Source organism: Bifidobacterium sp. W8114 (assembly GCF_016101165.1).
GTDB classification, from domain to species: domain Bacteria; phylum Actinomycetota; class Actinomycetes; order Actinomycetales; family Bifidobacteriaceae; genus Bombiscardovia; species Bombiscardovia asteroides.
In genome coordinates this window covers 530,005-549,256 of sequence record NZ_JACFRA010000001.1, presented here as the reverse complement: position 1 = coordinate 549,256, position 19,252 = coordinate 530,005, and the positions used below count along the sequence as shown (strand labels likewise).

At 63.9% G+C, this 19,252-nt stretch carries 15 protein-coding genes; 5 read left to right on the top strand and 10 right to left on the bottom strand.

Features of this window, described 5'->3' with window-relative positions; all coding sequences use genetic code 11:
• Positions 1 to 160: 160 nt before the first annotated feature.
• The 9 genes from secG to H3T89_RS02195 all read right to left on the bottom strand — a co-directional run bounded on the left by secG (position 161) and on the right by H3T89_RS02195 (position 11,614).
• Positions 161 to 409 carry a preprotein translocase subunit SecG gene (gene secG, locus H3T89_RS02235; protein ID WP_015021835.1) on the bottom strand — a complete coding sequence of 83 codons (249 nt, stop codon included), beginning with the start codon at positions 407 to 409 and terminating at the stop codon, positions 161 to 163.
• Between the two features lie 60 nt (positions 410 to 469).
• Complete coding sequence (gene tpiA / locus H3T89_RS02230) at positions 470 to 1,252, bottom strand: triose-phosphate isomerase (protein ID WP_198216105.1); 783 nt, start codon at positions 1,250 to 1,252, stop codon at positions 470 to 472.
• 90 nt (positions 1,253 to 1,342) lie between these two features.
• Positions 1,343 to 2,539: a phosphoglycerate kinase gene (locus H3T89_RS02225; protein ID WP_110417218.1), complete on the bottom strand. Its 1,197-nt coding sequence runs from the start codon at positions 2,537 to 2,539 to the stop codon at positions 1,343 to 1,345.
• A gap of 79 nt (positions 2,540 to 2,618) precedes the next feature.
• Positions 2,619 to 3,578 carry a DNA-binding protein WhiA gene (gene whiA / locus H3T89_RS02220; RefSeq protein WP_198216104.1) on the bottom strand — a complete coding sequence of 320 codons (960 nt, stop codon included), beginning with the start codon at positions 3,576 to 3,578 and terminating at the stop codon, positions 2,619 to 2,621.
• 120 nt (positions 3,579 to 3,698) lie between these two features.
• Positions 3,699 to 4,592, bottom strand: a complete 894-nt coding sequence (rapZ, locus tag H3T89_RS02215; RefSeq protein ID WP_198216191.1) for an RNase adapter RapZ — start codon at positions 4,590 to 4,592, stop codon at positions 3,699 to 3,701.
• Positions 4,593 to 4,594: 2 nt separating this feature from the next.
• A complete protein-coding gene (locus tag H3T89_RS02210; protein WP_198216103.1) occupies positions 4,595 to 5,569 on the bottom strand; it encodes a shikimate dehydrogenase family protein in 975 nt (324 codons plus the stop codon).
• Positions 5,570 to 5,630: 61 nt separating this feature from the next.
• Complete coding sequence (uvrC, locus tag H3T89_RS02205; RefSeq protein WP_198216102.1) at positions 5,631 to 7,931, bottom strand: excinuclease ABC subunit UvrC; 2,301 nt, start codon at positions 7,929 to 7,931, stop codon at positions 5,631 to 5,633.
• Positions 7,928 to 10,849 carry an excinuclease ABC subunit UvrA gene (gene uvrA, locus H3T89_RS02200; RefSeq protein WP_198204059.1) on the bottom strand — a complete coding sequence of 974 codons (2,922 nt, stop codon included), beginning with the start codon at positions 10,847 to 10,849 and terminating at the stop codon, positions 7,928 to 7,930. Before uvrA ends, uvrC begins: the two co-directional genes overlap by 4 nt.
• 162 nt (positions 10,850 to 11,011) lie before the next feature.
• Entirely contained in the window at positions 11,012 to 11,614 is a 603-nt protein-coding gene (locus H3T89_RS02195; RefSeq protein ID WP_198216101.1) for a DNA-3-methyladenine glycosylase I, read from the bottom strand.
• 185 nt (positions 11,615 to 11,799) lie between these two features.
• On the opposite strand from H3T89_RS02195, the gene H3T89_RS02190 reads away from it, so the two are divergent.
• Positions 11,800 to 12,975 (top strand): TspO/MBR family protein, encoded by a 1,176-nt coding sequence (locus tag H3T89_RS02190; RefSeq protein WP_110417221.1) that lies wholly within the window; start codon positions 11,800 to 11,802, stop codon positions 12,973 to 12,975.
• Between the two features lie 117 nt (positions 12,976 to 13,092).
• A complete protein-coding gene (locus H3T89_RS02185) occupies positions 13,093 to 14,694 on the top strand; it encodes an ABC-F family ATP-binding cassette domain-containing protein (protein WP_015021845.1) in 1,602 nt (533 codons plus the stop codon).
• A 47-nt stretch (positions 14,695 to 14,741) separates the two neighbouring features.
• Here the strand turns inward: H3T89_RS02185 and H3T89_RS02180 are convergent, their stop codons facing one another.
• Positions 14,742 to 15,431, bottom strand: a complete 690-nt coding sequence (locus H3T89_RS02180; RefSeq protein WP_015021846.1) for an MgtC/SapB family protein — start codon at positions 15,429 to 15,431, stop codon at positions 14,742 to 14,744.
• A gap of 133 nt (positions 15,432 to 15,564) precedes the next feature.
• Here H3T89_RS02180 and H3T89_RS02175 point away from each other — a divergent pair, with 133 nt between their 5' ends.
• The 3 genes from H3T89_RS02175 to H3T89_RS02165 are packed head-to-tail and all read left to right on the top strand — an operon-like array spanning position 15,565 to position 19,248.
• Complete coding sequence (locus tag H3T89_RS02175; protein ID WP_198216100.1) at positions 15,565 to 17,472, top strand: bifunctional ADP-dependent NAD(P)H-hydrate dehydratase/NAD(P)H-hydrate epimerase; 1,908 nt, start codon at positions 15,565 to 15,567, stop codon at positions 17,470 to 17,472.
• Between the two features lie 30 nt (positions 17,473 to 17,502).
• Positions 17,503 to 18,285 carry a 2,3-bisphosphoglycerate-dependent phosphoglycerate mutase gene (locus H3T89_RS02170; RefSeq protein ID WP_198216099.1) on the top strand — a complete coding sequence of 261 codons (783 nt, stop codon included), beginning with the start codon at positions 17,503 to 17,505 and terminating at the stop codon, positions 18,283 to 18,285.
• A gap of 24 nt (positions 18,286 to 18,309) precedes the next feature.
• A complete protein-coding gene (locus H3T89_RS02165) occupies positions 18,310 to 19,248 on the top strand; it encodes a LysR family transcriptional regulator (RefSeq protein ID WP_198216098.1) in 939 nt (312 codons plus the stop codon).
• Positions 19,249 to 19,252 lie beyond the last annotated feature (4 nt).

Below are 19,252 nucleotides of genomic sequence, written 5' to 3'. Positions count from 1 at the left end.
CTCTATCCGTAAGGCGGCTGGATCGTTGGATTATCGGTGCATTGTGAATGACATATTGTGGTAATAGTCAAGGACTATGAGCCTTGCGCCACCGTCGCCCAGATATGGAAAAACCCCGGTCGATGCCGGGGTCAGGTATTGCAGGTATTGGTTGCTGGAATCAGGCCAGCTTGTACTTGGCGATGAGATCCAGGGCGATGATGATGGCTACCCAGATCAGGGCCACGATAATGGTCAGCCGGTTCAGATTCTTCTCAGCTGCGCCCGAGGTGCCCGCGTTGGAGCCGATTCCACCGCCGAACATGTCGGACAGGCCACCGCCCTTGCCCTTGTGCAACAGAATCAGCATGGTCAGCAGTATGCTGGCGAGGATCACAACGACTTCGAGCACAATCTTGACAATGGTCACAGCGCATACCTCCATGTAAGGAACTGGAAACAAGTATACAGATACCCGGGGAAAAACGCATCAGCCCTTGGCGGCCAGTCGCACGATTCGCGAGAATTCCTCCACATCCAGGGAGGCGCCGCCCACCAGAAAACCGTCCACGTCCGGCTGGGTGATCATCTGTGAGGCGTTCTTGGAGGTGACCGAGCCGCCGTAGAGGATGCGCACGGCCTGGCCGGCTGGCTCCCCGAACTTGTTTGAGATGTGGTCGCGGATGGCCCTGGCGGCCTGCTGGGCGGTGTCGGGAGTAGCCACCATGCCGGTACCGATGGCCCATACCGGTTCGTAGGCCACGATCAGGTTGGCCATGTCCTCCTTGGCCAGGTCTCGGGTGACGTCATTGACCTGTCCTACAGCGAAGTCCAGCTGTATGCCCTGGCGACGCTCCTCGTAGCTCTCCCCCACGCAGAGGATGGGCTTCATGTCCGCAGCTAGGACGGCCCGGACCTGGTCGACGATGTTGGCATCGTCCTCAGGATGGTACTTGCGCCGCTCGGAATGGCCCACGATGACGTAGCTGCAGCCCAGCTGAGCCAGCATGTCCGCGGACACATCCCCGGTGAAGGCCCCCTGGGTGGTGACGGAGACGGCCTGGGCCCCATACTCGATGGGCAGGTTGTCGGCCTCCACCAGCACCTGGACGGAACGCAGGGCGGTGAAGGCGGGCATCAGAGCCACCCGGCAGCGCCTGCGGTCGAAGTGGGCGTCGCGCAGGAGCCAGGCCAGCTTCTGCACGAAATAGGTGGCTTCCAGGTGGTCGAAGTTCATCTTCCAATTACCGGCCACCAGGGGAATGCGTGCCATACCAGACCTTTCCATCCGCGCAACAACAGCAATGCCGGGCCGCCGGATGCGAAACCCGGTGACCCGGCATTGCCCGTCTGTTTGCCGATTTTACTCCAGCACCTTCAGACCCGGAAGCTCCTTGCCCTCAAGGAACTCCAGCGAGGCGCCGCCGCCGGTGGAGATATGCGAGAAACCATCCTCGGGGAAGCCCAGATTGCGCACGGCCGAGGCGGAGTCACCGCCGCCGACGATGGTGAATGCTCCGGCCTTGGTGGCATCGACCAGCCCCTGGGCCACAGCCCTGGTGCCATCGGCGAATGCCGGGAACTCGAAGACGCCCATGGGGCCGTTCCAGACCACGGTCTTGGAGTCCACGATCTTGTCGTGGAAGAGCTTCTGGGAGTCAGGACCGATGTCCAGACCCATCTTGTCTGCGGGGATGCCGTCGGCGGGAACCACCTGGTGGGGCGAATCCGCCTTGAACTCGTCAGCCACCACGATGTCGGTGGGCAGGACCAGCTCCACGCCCTTCTCACGGGCGGTGGCGATGTAGCCCTTGACGGTGTCGACCTGGTCCTCCTCCAGCAGGGAGGAGCCGACCTCATAGCCCTCGGCCTTGAGGAAGGTGAAGACCATGCCGCCGCCGATGACCAGACGGTCGGCCTTGCTGAGCAGGTTCTCGATGACGCCCAGCTTGTCGGAGACCTTGGAGCCGCCCAGGACCACAGTGAAGGGGCGCTCGGGGTTCTCGGTCGCCTTGGACAGGGCCTTGACTTCCTTCTCGACCAGCAGGCCGGCTGCGGAAGGCAGGAACTTGGCTACGGAGTAATTGGAGCCCTGGGCCCGGTGGACCACGCCGAATCCGTCGGAGACGAAGACGTCGCCCAGATCGGCGATCTTGCGGGCATAGGCGTCACGCTCGGCCTCGTCCTTGCTGGTCTCCTCGGGGTTGTAGCGCACATTCTGCAGCAGGACCACGTCGCCGTCGTTCATGGCGGCCACCTTGGCATGGGCATCGGGGCCGTAGGTGTCCTCAGCCAGAGGAACCTGCACGCCCAGCAGCTCACCCAGGCGAGCGGCAACGGGGGCCAGGCTCAGCTCGGGAACGACCTTGCCCTTGGGGCGACCCAGGTGGGCCATGAGGATGACCTTGGCGCCCTGGCCACGAAGCTGCTCGATGGTTGGCAAGGCGGCGCGGATGCGGCCGTCGTCCGTAATGGTGGTGCCGTCCAGCGGCACGTTGAAGTCCGCGCGGACGAGCACGCGCTTGCCCTTGAGATCACCGAGGCTCTTCAGTGTTTTCATGCGTATCCTTTCTGACTGCGGGTCCATGCGCCCGCTCCCCTGCAATGGTACTCAGGCAGACCGACCTGTGTGAGCTATCTCACTCTTGTTTGGCCTGCTTCTCGGCCCTCTTCTTTTCCACCTTGGTGGCCAGCTGCAGCAGACGGCGGATACGCCCGGCGATGGCATCCTTGGTGACCGGCGGATCAGCCAGGCGGCCCAGCTCTTCGAGGGAGGCCTCACGGTGATCCAGCCGAAGCTGGCCGGCTGCACGCAGATTCTCGGGGATGTCGTCGCCCAGAATTTCAAAGGCCTTGGTGACCTTGGCGCTGGCCTCGACGGCTGCCTTGGCGGAGCGGCGCATGTTGGCGTCGTCGAAGTTGGCCAGGCGGTTGGCCTTGCCACGGGATTCACCGTCGCTGCGCTTGCCGGTCCACTCCCTGGAGGACTTGGGGGCGCCCATCAGGTTGAGCATGCGTTCGATGACGTCCGGGTCGCGCAGGGTGACGCGCTCGGAGCTGCGCACCTGGCGGGCCTTGGCGTTGATACCCAGACGGCGGGCTGCGCCCACCAGGGCCAGGGCGGCCTCGGATCCAGGGCAGACGATTTCCAAGTAGGACGCCTTGCCCGGGTCGGACAGCTCGCCATGGGCCAGGAAGGCCCCTCTCCAGGCGGCCTTGACCTGGGCGATGTTGCCGGAGACTATGTCGGCGGGAAGACCACGAACCGGATGCTTGCGGCGGTCCAGCAGACCGGTCTGCAGGGCCAGGGCACCGCCCGCCCGCAGCACGCGGACCGAGTAGCGGGTCAGGTTCCCGGTGGGGGCCTGCCTGTTGACCTGGATCAGATCGGAATCATGGCCATAGACGTCCCTGATGGTGTTCTGCAACCACTGCGCTGCCGGCAGGGAGTCGAATTGCGCTTCCACCACAATGTGGCGCTGAATGATGTGCAGACCGCCACCGAAGCGGATCATGGCCGCTGATTGTGCTTTCTTGGCAGAGGGGGGTTCGTTGTCAATCGCGGCCAGCTCGCTTTTGACATCATCAAGTAGGGCCAAGAGCCGTCCTCCTACGAAAAAATACTGAAAAATGAATACTTCCAGGCCGCGCGACACACCAGCCGTGCAAACCACCGGATTACTGTGATACCGAATATCTTGGACAAATTGCGCCTTTGGCTATCCGCGGGAACGGTGCGGCAGCTCGCGGGCTGAGACGGTCACCTCCATTCCCCGGGACCGCAAACGGGCGGCCAGAGCGTCGGCCATGGCCACCGAGCGGTGCTGTCCGCCAGTGCAGCCAAAGGCGATGGTCACATAGTGCTTGTCCTCACGCGCATAGCCGCTGAGCGCGGTCAGAATGGCGGTGGTGTATGCATCCAGGAACTCCCTGGCTCCCTTGCTGGCCATCACATAGTCACGGACGGGGCCATCATGGCCATTCAGGTCGCGCAGCTCGGGGACCCAGTAGGGGTTGGGCAGGAAGCGGACGTCGGCGACGAAGTCGGCATCGATGGGCAGGCCGTACTTGAATCCGAAGCTCATGATGTGCACGCCCACGGTGGTCGGACCGGAGCCCAGGATCATTTCATAGAGTCGGGTTGAGAGCTGGTGGATGCTCAGGTTGGAGGTGTCGATGACTATATCGGCGCGCTCCTTGAGTCCACCCAGCAGGCGGCGCTCCTCGTGGATGCCGTCGATCAGGCGGCCCGAGCCCTGCAGGGGGTGGGGACGGCGGACGGACTCATATCGTTTGACCAGCACCTGATCGGAGGCATCCAGAAAGAGGATGCGGCAACGTACGCCCAGGTCGTCCAGATGGCTGAGCACAGCTGACAGGTCGTCGAAGTAGGAGCGGGAGCGAACATCGATGACGGCGGCCAGGCGGTGCAGGGAGCTCCCGGCCGAGGTCATCATGTCGACCAGTGGCACCAGCAGGCGCGGGGGCATGTTGTCGACCACATACCAGCCCATGTCCTCCATGGAATCGGCAGCGCGGGAGCGGCCTGCGCCGGACATGCCTGTGATCAGCAATACTTCGAAGCCTGCGAAGGGCGGTTTTCCCGTTGTCATCGTCATGCCTCCCTCAAAGCTTGGTCCATAGCAGCCACCGGAACAGCGGCCAGGGGTCGGTCGGTCATCAGTGCCACCTGACGCACGGCCTGATAGAGCAACATGCGTTCACCGCTTATCACCCGAGCGCCCGGCTGGCGGCGGAAGGCCCTCATGAGCGGGGTGGGCCGGGGGTCATAGACCACGTCGAGCAGGACCGGACCCAGTCGTCCATCTTCGTCGGCCTCGGCCCTCTCGGCTGTGCTGAGCAGACGGGCAAGGGGATCGGCTGCACCCGAAGGCAGGGTGGAGACGACAATATCAGCCCTGGTCAAAGCTCTTTGGGCTGCCTCAACCTGATCCATCGCGGTGACCGTTGGTTCGGGCAGACCCAATCGGGAAGCAAGGTCCAACATGTGGTCGCAGTGTTCCGAGTTGCGAACCAGCAGATCCACACGCTCGACCCCCAGCACCTTCAAGGCGCAGAAGGCGGACTCGGCTGTATTCCCATTGCCGATGACCAGGGCCTGCGCCCCTGGGTACGGTTGATCGGGAAGCCGGTCCTGCCGGTCCTGGCCGGCAGCCTCCAGCAGGGCGGCCAGATCGTCAGGGTCCTCATCGGCCCGGCAGCGGTCGGCTGCTTCCAAGAGGGCAGCTACAATCCCCTCTACATCTGTGTTGTACAAAGAGATGCCTTTGGCGGGGCCGCCCTGTGCAAAGACTGCTGTGTTGGCAACTCCTAGGGTTTTGGACCAGCAGTCGCGAAAATCTCCCAGGGGGCCAACAGCACTCTTCAAGGGCATGGTCAGGCTTAGTCCTGCCCAGGACGGGTCAAGGCCGTGGATAAAGTCCGCAAGACCGTCAGCGTCCATGCACACCCGGTCGTAGCGCCAGCCGTCCAGGCCCAGTGCTGCATAGGCTGATCCATGCAGGAGGGGCGAAAGAGAATGGCTGATTGGGTCGCCCAGGACGGCACAACGACGATCAGGTCCATTCATATCCGCAATCACGCACCAATCAAGATCAGGGCACGGCCCTCTGCCAGCCTCCTGAGCCATTTTATCGCTGGCTGTCCCCGGTTTGGTCTTGGTCACTGTGCAAGGCCTGGTAGATGGCCTCGGCCTTGGCGGAGCCGATGCCTTTGACGGCTTCAAGCTCCTCCTGGGATGCCTGGCGCATGCGCTTGACCGACCCGAAGTGATTGAGCAGCTTCTTCTGGTAGGTAGGGCCGATGCCCGGAATCTCGTCCAGGGCCGAACGGAGGGCACCCTTGCGCCGGGTCTGCCGGTGGTAGGTGATGGCGAAGCGGTGGGACTCGTCGCGCACCCGCTGTAGCAGGTACATGCCCTCGGACTGGCGCTTGAGGATGATGGGATAGTCGTCGTCAGGCACCCAGACCTCCTCCAGGCGCTTGGCCAGGCCGCACAGTGCCACATCGTCCACCCCGCAGTCGTGCAGGGCCCGGGCGGCCGCGGTCACCTGTGGCTTGCCGCCATCGACCACGATCAGGTTGGGCTTGTAAGCGAAGTGGCGGGCGGCGGTGTTCTGCTGGACGATGGCTCCCTCCTCCTGCTCCACCAGCTCGGGTGCCTTGTCGCTGGCCTTTCGCTCGGCCTCCATGCTGTCGCCGCTATCGCCGGCGATGTTGCCGTGACGGAAGCGCCGGGTCAGGGTCTCGTAGATGGCACTCGTGTCGTCTATAGCGCCCTTGCCGTCCTCGCCGCGGATGGCGAATCGACGGTACTCGGACTTCTTGGGGACGGCATCCTCGAAGACCACCATGGAGGCCACCTGGAACTGGCCGCCCACGGTGTTGGAGATGTCGTAGCACTCGATGCGCAGCGGGGCGCGGTCCAGCCCGAGGGCCTTGGCCACGTCGTTCATGGCCTGGGTGCGGGTGCCCATGTCGCTCATGCGGCTGAGCTTGCTGCGCTGCAGGGCCTGACGGGCGTTGGCGTTGGCCCGGTCCATCAGGGACTTCTTCTCCCCCCGGCTGGCCACCCGAATGGTCACTGCGGATCCGCGCAGCTCCCGCAGCCACTCCTGCAGGTCACCGGTCCGATCCGGCTGGATGGGGACAATGACCTCGGGAGGCACGGGCGAGATGGGGGCCAGCAGGTCGGCACGACCGGTCTGATCCTGATGCTGGTGTCGGCTCCTGGTGGCCCTGGCCCGGGCTTCTGCATCCAGGGCCGTGACCTTCTGGGTGGAGCCCATGGCATCCCTGTCCTGGCTGATGGAGACAGGGGTATCCGACTCTCCGGGCAGCTTATGCAGCTCGCTGTCGTTCTCATTCATCAGGTCCGAGTAGACCTGCACCAGCAGGTCGCTGATCAGTTCGCTGTCGGAGACGTCCTCGACCCGCTCCACGCTCCAGTTGCGTTCTCCGCGGATGGCTCCTGAGCGCACAAAGAAGGCGTGGACCGAGGCCTCCAGTTCGTCGGAGGCCACACCGAAGACGTCCACATCCACGTTGGAGGCGAAGGCGACGGCATTCTGCTCGATGACCGTGTCCAGCATGGCGATCTGGTCGCGCAGGCGGGCGGCCTTCTCGAAGTCCAGCTCCTTGCTGGCCTTCTGCATGCTCCTGGTCAGCCCGGCACGGTAGCTCTTGCCCAGCCTGCCGGTGATGACCCCGGTCAGCTCCGTGCACAGACGCCGGTGGTCGCTGGCGCTGATCCGGCCCACGCAGGGGGCCGAGCACTTGCCGATGGAGGCCAGCAGGCAGGGGCGGCCGCTGAGCTTGGCCTTGCGGAAGACACCGGAGGTGCAGGTGCGCACCGGGTAGGTTTTGAGCAGGGCATCCAGGGTGTGCTTCATGTCCCAGACCTTGGCATAGGGGCCGAAGTAACGGGTGTCGTGCCGCTTGCGCACGCGGGTCATCCAGACCCGGGGAAACTCCTCCCCCACGGAGACGGCCAGGTAGGGGTAGGTCTTGTCATCCCGCAGCTTGACGTTGAAGCGGGGGTCGAACTCCTTGATCCAGGTGTATTCCAGGGTCAGGGACTCCAGGTCGGTGCCCACCACGGTCCACTCCAGGCTCCGGGCCGTCAGCACCATGGTCTGGGTGCGAGGATGCATGTTTTCCAGGGGCTGGAAGTAGTTGGTCAGACGGTTGCGCAGGTTCTTTGCCTTGCCCACGTAGATGACCCGACCATCGCCGTCCCGCCACTTGTATACCCCCGGCTGGGCGGGGATGTCCGAGGTCTTGGGGCGGAAGAGGTCGCGGCTGTCCCCCAGCAGGGGTGCGCCGTTCTTGTTGACGCCGGTCGTGGTGCCGGTGGCTGACTCCTCTTCCAGGGCTTGGGCGGTGCGTCGCCATACCTGCGGCGTGTGCCGCTCGAAGCAGCTGCGGGTCATGATCGAGTGGCCTTGGCTACCTTGGCGGGATCCAGCATGGGCTTCAGATACTTGCCGGTCCAGCTGTCCGGATTGGCGGCCACCTGCTCGGGAGTGCCCTGGGCCACCACGGTGCCGCCGCCGTCGCCGCCCTCGGGTCCCAGATCGATGATCCAGTCGGCGGTCTTGATCACATCCAGGTTGTGTTCTATGACGATGACCGTGTTGCCCTTGTCGACCAGGCCGTGCAGGACCTTGAGCAGCTTGCGGACATCCTCGAAGTGCAGACCCGTGGTGGGCTCGTCCAGGATATATACGGTCTTGCCATCGGAGCGCCGCTGCAGCTCGGTGGCCAGCTTGACCCGCTGGGACTCGCCTCCGGACAGGGTGGGAGCCGGCTGTCCCAGGCGGATATAGCCCAGACCCACGTCCACCAGGGTGTCCAGGTAGCGGGCGATGGAGGGATAGGCCTTGAAGAAGTGCGCGGCCTCCTCGATGGGCATGTCCAGCACGTCCGAGACGGTCTTGCCGTTGTAGGTGACCTCCAGGGTCTCCCTGTTGTAGCGCTTGCCATGGCAGGTCTCGCACTGGACGTAGACATCGGGCAGGAAGTTCATCTCGATCTTGATGGTTCCGTCACCGTGGCAGGTCTCGCAACGGCCACCCTTGACGTTGAAGGAGAAGCGGCCTGGACCGTAGCCGCGCACCTGGGCCTCGGGGGTCTTGGCGAAGAGCTGGCGAATCTTGTCCCAGACGCCGGTGTAGGTGGCCGGGTTGGAGCGCGGGGTGCGGCCGATGGGGTTCTGGTCCACGTGGATGACCTTGCGCACCTGGTCCACGCCCTCCACCCGGGTGTGCTTGCCGGGCACGATGCGGGCGTTGTTGAGCTGGTCGGCAAGCACCGGATAGAGGATGGAGTTGACCAGGGTGGACTTGCCGGAGCCGGAGACGCCGGTGACCAGGGTCATGACCCCCAGCGGGAAGGAGACCTTGAGATTCTTCAGGTTGTTCTCGCGAGCCCCCACCACGGTCAGCTGTCTGGTCTTGCTGGTCTTGCGGCGGCGCTTGGGCACTTCGATGGAACGGCGACCGGCGATGTAGTCGGCGGTGATTGAACGGGAGGCCTTGACCAGGTCCTGCGAGCGCCCGGAGAAGATGACCTCCCCGCCATGCTCGCCGGCCCCCGGGCCGATGTCGACCAGCCAGTCGGCCTGGCGGATGGTGTCCTCGTCGTGCTCGACCACAATCAGGGTGTTGCCCAGGTCGCGCAGCCGTTGCAGGGTCTTGATCAGCCGGTCGTTGTCCCGCTGGTGCAGGCCGATGGAGGGCTCGTCCAGCACGTACATGACGCCCACCAGGCCCGAGCCGATCTGGGTGGCCAGGCGGATGCGCTGGGCCTCGCCTCCGGAGAGGGTTGCCGCAGCCCTGGACAGGGTCAGGTAGTTCAGGCCCACGTCGTTGAGGAAGCGCAGACGGGCGCGGATCTCCTTGAGGACCTCGCCGGCGATCTTGGCCTGGGCGCCCTCCATGTGCAGGCCCTCAACCCATTTCAGACTGGCGGACACGGCCATGTCGCAGACCTGGGCGATGGACAGGCCGTCCACGGTCACTGCCAGCACCTCGGGCTTCAGACGCTTGCCCTGGCAGACCTGGCAGGGCACCTCGCGCATGTAGGACTCGTAGTACTGCTTCATGGGCTGCGAGTCGGTCTCGTCGTGGCGGCGCATCAGGGTGCGGACCACGCCTTCGAACCCGGTGGTGTACTCGCGCAGGCGGCCCCAGCGGTTCCGGTAGGAGACGTCCACCTTGAAGTCGTGCCCGTACATGACGGCGTGGCGGACTTCCTCGGGCAGGTCCTTCCAGGGGGTCGAGGTGGAGAAGCCCATTTCCTTGGCCAGGCCGTCCAGCAGGTGGCCGTAGAAGCGCTGCTGGCTCTTGGTGCCGCTCCAGGGCTCCACGGCCCCGTCCTTGAGGCTCTTCTCCGGGTCGGGCACCACCAGCTCGGGGTCGATCTCCAGGTTGAATCCCAGGCCTGTGCAGGCCGGGCAGGCTCCGTAGGGGGCGTTGAAGGAGAAGGTCCTGGGCTCGATCTCGTCCAGCTCCAGCTCGTGGCCGTTGGGGCAGGACCGCTTCTCGGAGAAGGGCTGGCGACGCTCGGGATCCTTGGCATCCAGATCCACGAAGTCGGCCACCACCGTGCCCTTGGCCAGCCTCAGTGCGGTCTCCACAGAGTCGGTCAGGCGCTGGCGCATGCCCTCGCGGATGACCAGCCGGTCCACCACCACCTCGATGGTGTGCTTCTTCTGCTTGGTCAGCTTGATGGAGTCGGACAGCTGGTGCATGTCCCCGTCGATGATGGCCCGGGAGTAGCCGTCGGAGCGCAGGAGCTCTAGGGTCTCAACGAACTCGCCCTTGCGGCCCTTGACGATGGGGGCCAGCAGCTGGAAACGGGTCCCCTCCGGCCTGGACATGAGGGTGTCGACGATCTGCTGCGGCGACTGGGCCCGCACCTCGGCCCCGCAGACCGGGCAGTGGGGAATGCCTGTCCTGGCGAAGAGCAGGCGCAGGTAGTCGTAGACCTCTGTGATGGTGCCCACGGTGGAACGGGGGTTGCGGTTGGTGGTCTTCTGATCGATGGAGACGGCAGGGCTCAGGCCCTCGATGAAGTCCACGTCGGGCTTGTCCATCTGGCCCAGGAACTGGCGGGCATAGGCTGAGAGGGACTCCACATAGCGGCGCTGACCCTCGGCGAAGAGGGTGTCAAAGGCCAGGGAGGACTTGCCGGAGCCTGACAGACCGGTGAAGACCACCATCCGGTTGCGGGGTATGGACAGGTTGACGTTCTTGAGGTTGTGGGCCCGGGCGCCCTGGATGACGATTTTGCGGTCGTTGGGCACCATGGACAGGTCCGCCACCAGGGACCCCTTGGATTCGATCATGCGCGGGTTCTCGATGGCCGCGTCCACTGTCGACTTAGGCTTGTTCTGCTGCTTCACGTGCTTCCCATCCGCTTCCCTGAAGACCCATGGCCAAGGCTGAGGCCAAAGCCTGACCATAATATCGCCGGGGCCGAATAATTCGAACAGGTGTTCGACGATGGCTTAGATGGCCGGGTCCGGCGGATCCAGGGGCGGGCGGCCGCAGCCGTTGAGGAAGCAGTCGTGCTGATGGTCGTTGATCATGCCGGCCGCCTGGAGGAAGGAGTGGACCGTCACGGGCCCCAGGAAGCGCAGACCCAGGTCACGCATGTCCTTGCAGACGATGGCCGACAGATGGTCGTAGCGTGGTATGGATGAATCGTCCGGGTAGTCGTGGTTGATGGTCAGCCCGCCGGTGAAGGACCAGCAGTAGCGGTCGAACTCCTCCCCGGGAAATTGGCGGGCGATCAGGGTGGCGTTGGCCACCGTGGCCTCGATTTTCCGTCGATTGCGGATGATGGCCGGGTCGGCCATGAGAGAGTCGATGCGGCCGGCATCGAAGGCGGCGACCGATTGAATATCGAAGTTGTCGAAATCCTTGAGGAAGGCCTGGCGGCGATGCAGGACCAGTTGCCAGCTGAGTCCGCACTGGAATATCTCCAGGGAGAGCATGGCGAAGAGCCTTTGGGAGCCGTGCAGGGGGCGGCCCCACTCGCGGTCGTGATAGCTGCGCATAAGCGGATCAGCCACCTGAGCCCAGTCGCATCGATGTGAAGGTTCGGCCATGCTGCACTCCCCTTTCCAGCGTTCGGCTTCAGGCTAGCACCGGCGGCCGCCCGGGCCGGGTGGTCAATACCACCGAGCAAGGCTGGCCGATTTAGAGTTGAGACAGAGGCCGGCCGGCCCGTGCCCGGGGACATCCCCACGGCGGGCAGCAGGGTTGCGGCCGGCAAGGAGAGGAAGCATGTGCCATGACTGACAAGGACAATCCGCGCAGACTCTGGACCGACGATGAGGACCCGGTCGAGAGGGCCAAGCGCACTTCCCCTGCCATGCAGGGCAGCCAATCGGCTTCGGGATCGACTTCGGCAACCGGGAGTTCAAGGAATGGAAGTTCGGCATCGTCTGATGCGTCGGCTTCGAATTCATCCAGCTCGGGTTCATCGCCTTCGGTAGCCGCAGCCAAGCGGTCCGGTGATTCGTCGAAGAAGGCATCGACTGGAAAAGCCAGTGCCGATGAGACCACCAACAAAGGCAAGAGCAGTTCTGATCGCAGCGGCAATGAGGCAGCGCAGGGATCAAACCAAGCACAGAACCAGCAGCAAAAGCAGGGTCAGACCGAAAAGGAGCAGGAATCCTCCAAGGGCCGAGGCTGGAAGCTGTTCGAGGACATCCTGCTCTGGGTGGCCTGGGTGGCCATGGTGGGTTTCAACGGCTATGCGGAGGTCTACCACTTCAATGGCACGACAGTTGGAGGCCTGGCTCGCAAGGTGGACCTTTGGATCATGCCCGCCGGCTACGTCTTCGCCATCTGGGGGGTCATCTACATCGCCCTGGCCATCTGGCTCTTCCGCTTTTGCCTGGCCGGTCCCAGCCGCAAGCGTCTGGGTTTCCTGCCCTTCACACTGAGCGGGCTGCTCTTCGTGGCCACCTGCTGCCTGAACATCGCCTGGCTGGCCCTGTGGCACATGGAGCGCAACTTCTGGGCCCTGGTCATCATCCTCATCCTGACTGTGCTGGCCTGGATGCTCTATGCCCTGGTGCGTCGGGATGCCACCAAGGCCGGGACCCCCACCGCCGCCAAGGCCCTGGACTGGATTCCGCTGTCCATCTACGCCAGCTGGCTGAGCGTAGCCACCCTGGTCAATGCCGGATACATGGTGGTGGCCGGGCACAAGGTCGGCAGTGCCGTCCAGGGATTCGCCACCATCATCGTGGTCGGCGCGCTCCTGGCGGTCGCCTACCTGATGAACAGGCACGGCAAGGACTGGGTCTTCGGCCTGGTGGTCATCTGGGCCTGCCTGGGCATCGGCATCAGGATCTTCTCCTTCGCGGCCGCCATGGGTGTGCTGGTCATCGCCCTGACCGCTGTGGGCGCCTTCCTGGTCTACTTCCCCTGGAACAGGTTCAGGCTGGTCCGCCGCTGACCCACCCGTGGTTCATCCATTGCCCCGTCAGCCGAGACGCACTGGCGGGGATTGCTTCTTGCTACCATGATTCCTTGCAAGTTTTGAATCCATGAGGAAAGCGGGGTCGGAGGCGGCATGGCTATTGAGGCGCAGGGACTTGAGATCCGGATAGGTGCCCGACTACTGCTGCAAGCCACCGACTTCCACGTGACCAAGGGCGACCGGATCGGCCTGGTGGGCCGCAACGGCGCCGGCAAGACCACGCTGACCCGGGTCATCACCGGCGACATGCTCCCCTCGGCCGGCAAGGTGCGGGTGACCGGACAGCTGGGGTATCTGCCCCAGTCCACCCATGCGGGCGACTCCGAGCAGACCGCCCTGGACCGGGTCATGAGCGCCAGGGACATCGCCGCCATCATCCAGCGGATGCGCAAGGCCGAGACCGAGATGACCAGTCCTGACCCCAAGGTCATGGAAAAGGCCATGAAGCGTTACGACAAGGCCCAGCAGGACTTCGAGAACGCCGGCGGCTATGCGGCCCAATCGCAGGCCATCGTCATGGGCGAGAGCCTGGGGCTGAGCCAGGAGACCCTGCAGCAGGCACTGGGCACCCTCTCCGGCGGACAGCGCCGACGGGTCGAGCTGGCCAGGATCCTCTTCTCTGACGCCGACACCCTGATTCTGGACGAGCCCACCAACCATTTGGATGCCGACTCCATCGAGTGGCTCAAGGGCTACCTGCGCCGATTCGAGGGCGGCTTCCTGATCATCTCCCATTCCACCGAACTGCTGGACGAGACCGTCAACCGCATCTGGCACCTGGACGCCCAGCGCTCCTGCATCGACATGTACACCATGGGATGGAAGGCCTACCTGCGCCAGCGGGTGGTGGACGAGGAACGCCGGCGCCGCGAACGCGAGGTGGCCGAGAAGAAGGCCGACCGACTGATGCGGCAGGGAATCCGTCTGCATGCCAAGGCCACCAAGGCTGTGGCGGCACAGAACATGATGCGTCGCGCCCAACGTCTGCTGGCCGACACCCAGGAGGCGGAAAAGGCCGAAAAGGTGGCCGACCTGCGCTTCCCGGATCCCGCCCCCTGCGGCCGCACGCCCATCATGGCCGAGGACCTGTCCAAGGCCTACGGCTCCAACATCGTCTTCGCCGGCATCAACCTGGCCATCGATAAGGGCTCCCGGGTGGTCATCCTGGGTTACAACGGCGCCGGCAAGACCACTACCCTGCGGCTGCTGGCCGGCATCGAGCAGCCCGATACGGGCAAGGTGACCCTGGGGCATGGGGCCAAGATCGGCTACTTCGCCCAGGAGCACGACACACTGGATAACGATGTCACCGTTCTTGAGAACCTGCAGCATGTGGCCCCTGACCTGGACAACACCCAGGCGCGGACCATCCTTGGCTCCTTCCTCTTCTCAGGGGACGATGCCATGAAGCCCACCAAGGTGCTCTCCGGCGGAGAGAAGACCCGCCTGGCCCTGGCCACCCTGGTGACCAGCCGGGCCAACGTCCTGTTGCTGGACGAGCCCACCAACAACCTGGACCCCGCTTCGCGCGACGAGATACTGAAGGCCATCGCCAAGTACGAGGGGGCCATAGTGCTGGTCACCCACGACGAGGGGGCCGTCAAGGCCCTCAACCCTGAGCGGGTCCTGCTCATGCCCGACGGAGATGAGGACCTCTGGAGCGACGACTACCTGGATCTGGTGGCCGAAGAGTAGCCAGCCACCGGTTGGCCCGTGCCAGCAGGTTGTATGTCGTCAGCGGGTCAGTCGTCCTCCCCCAGGACTTCCACGCCCTTGACACCTGGAGTCTGGCCGATGGATTCAACCAGCTCGGTCACATCACCCTTGCCCAGCAGGTTGACGGTGACATCGGCCCCCTTCCAGGCATCCCGGTGCAGCTCGTGGATGGTCAGCACCCGGGACTCGAAGCCCATGCGGGTGGCCAACAGCAGGGATTCGCGCAGGCAGCCGTGACCGTCCTGGTAAACAATACGCAGAACCGTGTTCTGACGGTTGCGCAGGAACCACTTGAGGATGGGCGCGATGACCAGAACAGCCAGGAAGTAGAAGACGACCGCCAGGATGGCGATGGCGAAGAGCTGGACCCCGCAGGCCATGCCCACGGCGGCGGCCACCCAGATGGCGCTGGCCGTCGTCAGACCCTTGACCGAATCATGGTTGAAGAAGATGACCCCGGCACCGATGAAGCCGATGCCAGAGGCCACCCCGGCCGCGATTCGCGAGGCATCCCAGGAGTAGTTGCCTACAGCGGCCTGTATGCCATAGAGGGAGACCATGGTAAACAGGCAGCTGCCCAGACCCACCAGAATGTGGGTGCGGATGCCAGCGTCGTGTTTGAGGAACTCGCGCTCGAAGCCGATCAGGCCACAGAGAACCACCGTCAAAACCACCGCCATGATCTGGCCCTGATTCGGCATTGCGAATCCCTGCATGATTTCCTTTCCTGCCCTCTTAAATAGGCAGACCTTATAACGCTTGCAGGACATGGCCATCGGATAGAGTGGAGCCAGCACGTAGCCGGCCACGCCGCCGAACGTGGACCTGTTGAATGAGGGGTGTGATGCCATGAAGCCGTCACCAGATGAACGACGCGAAGCCCGCCGGACCCTGGCCACCAGCGCCTATTCCGCCGATATGATCAGATCATTGGAGCAGCCGTTTTTGGATGACGGGGTGCCCCTGATGCGTGTCGCCGCCGGATCCCTGGCCTCCGTGGCCGACGTCATGCTGACCCAGGCCGGGCTGGAGCCTGCAGGCGCCAGGATCGTTCTGCTGGCGGGGGCCGGCAACAATGGCGGCGACGGTCTCTATGCCTCGGCTGACCTGGCCGGACATGGGGCCGATGTGACCGTGGTGGCAACCGGTCGAAGCCTCCACCAGGGCGGGTTGGACGCCCTACTGCGTGCCGGCGGAGTAGTCACGGCCCTGGACCCCCAGGCGGCCATCCTCGGCTGTGAGACCCCCTCCGGACCGGACCAGGCATCCGAGGAGCTGGATCAGGCCCTGGAACTGTGCAGACAGGCGGATCTGATTATCGATGCCATGACCGGGATCGGCCTCAAGGGGGCGCTGCGCGGCATTCCCGCCGCTCTGGCCGCAGAACTGGGCATGGAGAGCGGTCTGCCCGACAGGCCCGCCTGGCACGACCCCGCCAGTCAGGATGGGCCACTGGTTCTGGCCGTGGATACCCCCTCCGGCTTGGATGTGGACGAGGGTACCCTGCCCGGCGCCTACATCCCGGCGGATGTGACCGTAACCATGGGAGCCATGAAACCCTGTCTGATGCTGCCCCCGGCCGCCTACGTCTGCGGCAGAATCGTCCTGGTGGACTTCGGTTTTGACACCTCGGCCCTGGTTCCCAGCGTCTCCTGTATGAGCGCGGAAGAATGCGCCAGTCTCCTGCGGGCGCCACGGGTGGATGACACCAAGTACAGCCGGGGCGTGGTCGGCCTGGTCACCGGATCCGCCCTCTACCATGGCGCAGGATTGCTCTCCAGCAAGGCTGCTGCCAGAGGCAACGTGGGCATGATCCGCTACTGCGGCCCCGAACAGGTGGGTGACCTGATCCTGCAGGAGCTGCCTGAGACAGTCCTGGGCCGGGGAAGGGTTGAATCCTGGGTGCTGGGCTCTGGTGTACCCAACGGGCAGGCCCAGGAGGCCGCCGGACCTGAAGGCCAGGACGGTCAGCGGGATCTGATTGCCGATATACTCAGCCGTCAGGCCGCCGATCTGGACGAGGACGAGGCGGCAGCCGACCCGCCGGTGGTAGTGGACGCCGGTGCTTTGGATCTGCTGCCGGACCGGCTGGGCCCGCGCACGGTGCTGACCCCACATGCTGGTGAAATGGCCGCTCTGCTCAATTCACATGGCGAGAACGTGGACGGCGACCAGGTCATGGCCGAACCCCTGCACTGGGCGATTCGAGCCTGTCAGCTTACCGGGGCCACCATTCTGCTCAAGGGAGCCATCACGCTGGTCGTCGGCGAGGACGGCACCGACCGTCCCCGCGTCATGACCACCGGTTTCGGCCCAGCCTGGCTGTCCACAGCCGGATCGGGAGACGTGCTCTCCGGAACCATCGGGGCCATGCTGGCCCAGAACGCCGGCCCAATCCAGGATGATGCCACACTGATGGTGGATCTGACGGCTGCCGCGGCCTTCCTGCACGGGCTTGCCGGTTCCCTGGCCAGTGGCGGCAGGCAGACCGGCTGGGAGCAGCCGTTGATCTTCGACCCGCGCAAGCCCCAGGATTTCGTGGATCTGGTAACAGAGGACGACCAACCGGAAGGTCATGGATTTGCTACAGGACTCATAGGACAGCCAATCCGTGCCGGGCAGGTGGCCGATGCCCTGCCCAGGGCCATAGGTCTGGTGATGTCAAGGGCCGAGGGGACCACTGACCCTATCGAGCAATCCGCACAGGATGGAGACGATGCCTCCCTCTTCTTCGAGAACAGCTCGCTCTGGTTCTAAAAACACGTCATCAGAAAAGGAGTCGATTTGGTGACCTCGCAACTCATCGTCATGCGTCACGGGGAAAGCGCCTGGACCCAGAAGTCGGTCAACCGTTTCGCCGGTTGGGTGGACGTGCCCCTGACGGAACGCGGACTGCGACAGGCCCGCCATGCCGGACGGCTGCTCAAGGAATCAGGCCTGCTGCCCGACCTGGTCTTCACATCGTTGCTGACCCGCAGCATAGTCACTGCCAACACTGTGCTGGATCTGGTTGGTCGGGCCTGGATTCCGGTGGAGCGCACTTGGAGGTTGAACGAACGCCACTATGGCGCCTTCCAGGGGCAGACGCGACCGGCAATGCTTGAACGTTACGGTCAGCATCAATTCGACATCTTCCGGCGTTCCTACGATGTTCGGCCTCCGGCCATCGAAACCGAGTCACCCTACTTCCAGGGACAGGATCCGCGCTATGCCCCAGCCATGGGGGACGGGCTGGACGGTCGGAATCCGGCAGACATCCGCGCCGAGTGCCTCAAGGATCTGTTGAAACGTCTGCATCCCTACTGGCGTAGCCGAATAGCCCCCAACCTGGAGCAAGGACGGAATCTGCTCATCGTCACCCACGGCTCGGTGGTCCGCAGCCTGATCAAGGTTCTTGAGGATGTTGACGATAAGGACATCCAATCCATCAATGTCCCCACCGGCGTCCCCATGGTATACAGTTTCGAGACCGATGAAGACGGCAACCCCCAGGTCCTGGGTCCGGGGCGCTATCTCGATCAGGAGGCCGCGGCCCAGGGCATGGCTGAAACTGCAGCCCTGGGCCGATAGAGCCTTGGGTATAGATTGGCTTGTATGACACTGCTCCAACTGCGCTACATCGTCAAGATTGTCGAATGCGGTTCCATGAACGAGGCCTCGCATGAGCTCTACATCTCCCAGCCTGCCCTGAGCTCATCGGTCAAGGAGCTGGAGAACGAGCTGGGAATCGAGATCTTCACCCGTCATTCCCAGGGGATCGCTCTGACCGTGGACGGGGCGGAATTCCTGACCTACGCCCGTCAGATACTGGACCAGACCGACCTTCTGGAGGCCCGCTACCGGCAGGTCAGGCCCCGCAAGCAGCTCTGCCGGGTCTCCACGCAGCACTACATGTTCGCAGTCGAAGCATTCGTGGAGATGATCAACTCCATCGATTCCGACGAGTACGAATTCACCATACGTGAGACGCGCACCAGGGACATCATCGACCAGGTGGCCACCCTACAGTCCGAAATCGGCATCATCTACGAATCCGACTTCAACAAACGGGTTCTGTCCAAGATGCTCCGCGAGAAGCACCTGGACTTCCACCCTCTTTTCCGGGCGGACCTGCATGTCTTCATCGCCCGGACCAATCCGCTGGCCGATCGGGCCATGGTGACCATGAAGGATCTGGAGCCCTACCCCTTCCTGCAGTATGAGCAGGGCGAAGAAGGCTCCTTCTACTTCGCCGAGGAGGCTGTCTGGCCCGACTACTCCCCCAAGCAGATCACCGTGAGCGACCGGGCAACCATGCTCAACTTCATCGTCGGGCTGAACGCCTACACGGTCTGCACCGGCATCGACAACGAGGACCTGAACAACGAGAAGATCGTCAGCGTCCCCCTGGAGTCGGATGAATCCATGCTTGTGGGCTGGATCGTGAACAGTCGGACCAAGCTGTCCCATGCCGCCGAACTCTACCTGGACAAACTGCGCCAGGTGGTGTCCAACCATGGATACTCGCTGATCGAGCAGGAGCCAGTCGAGTAACAGC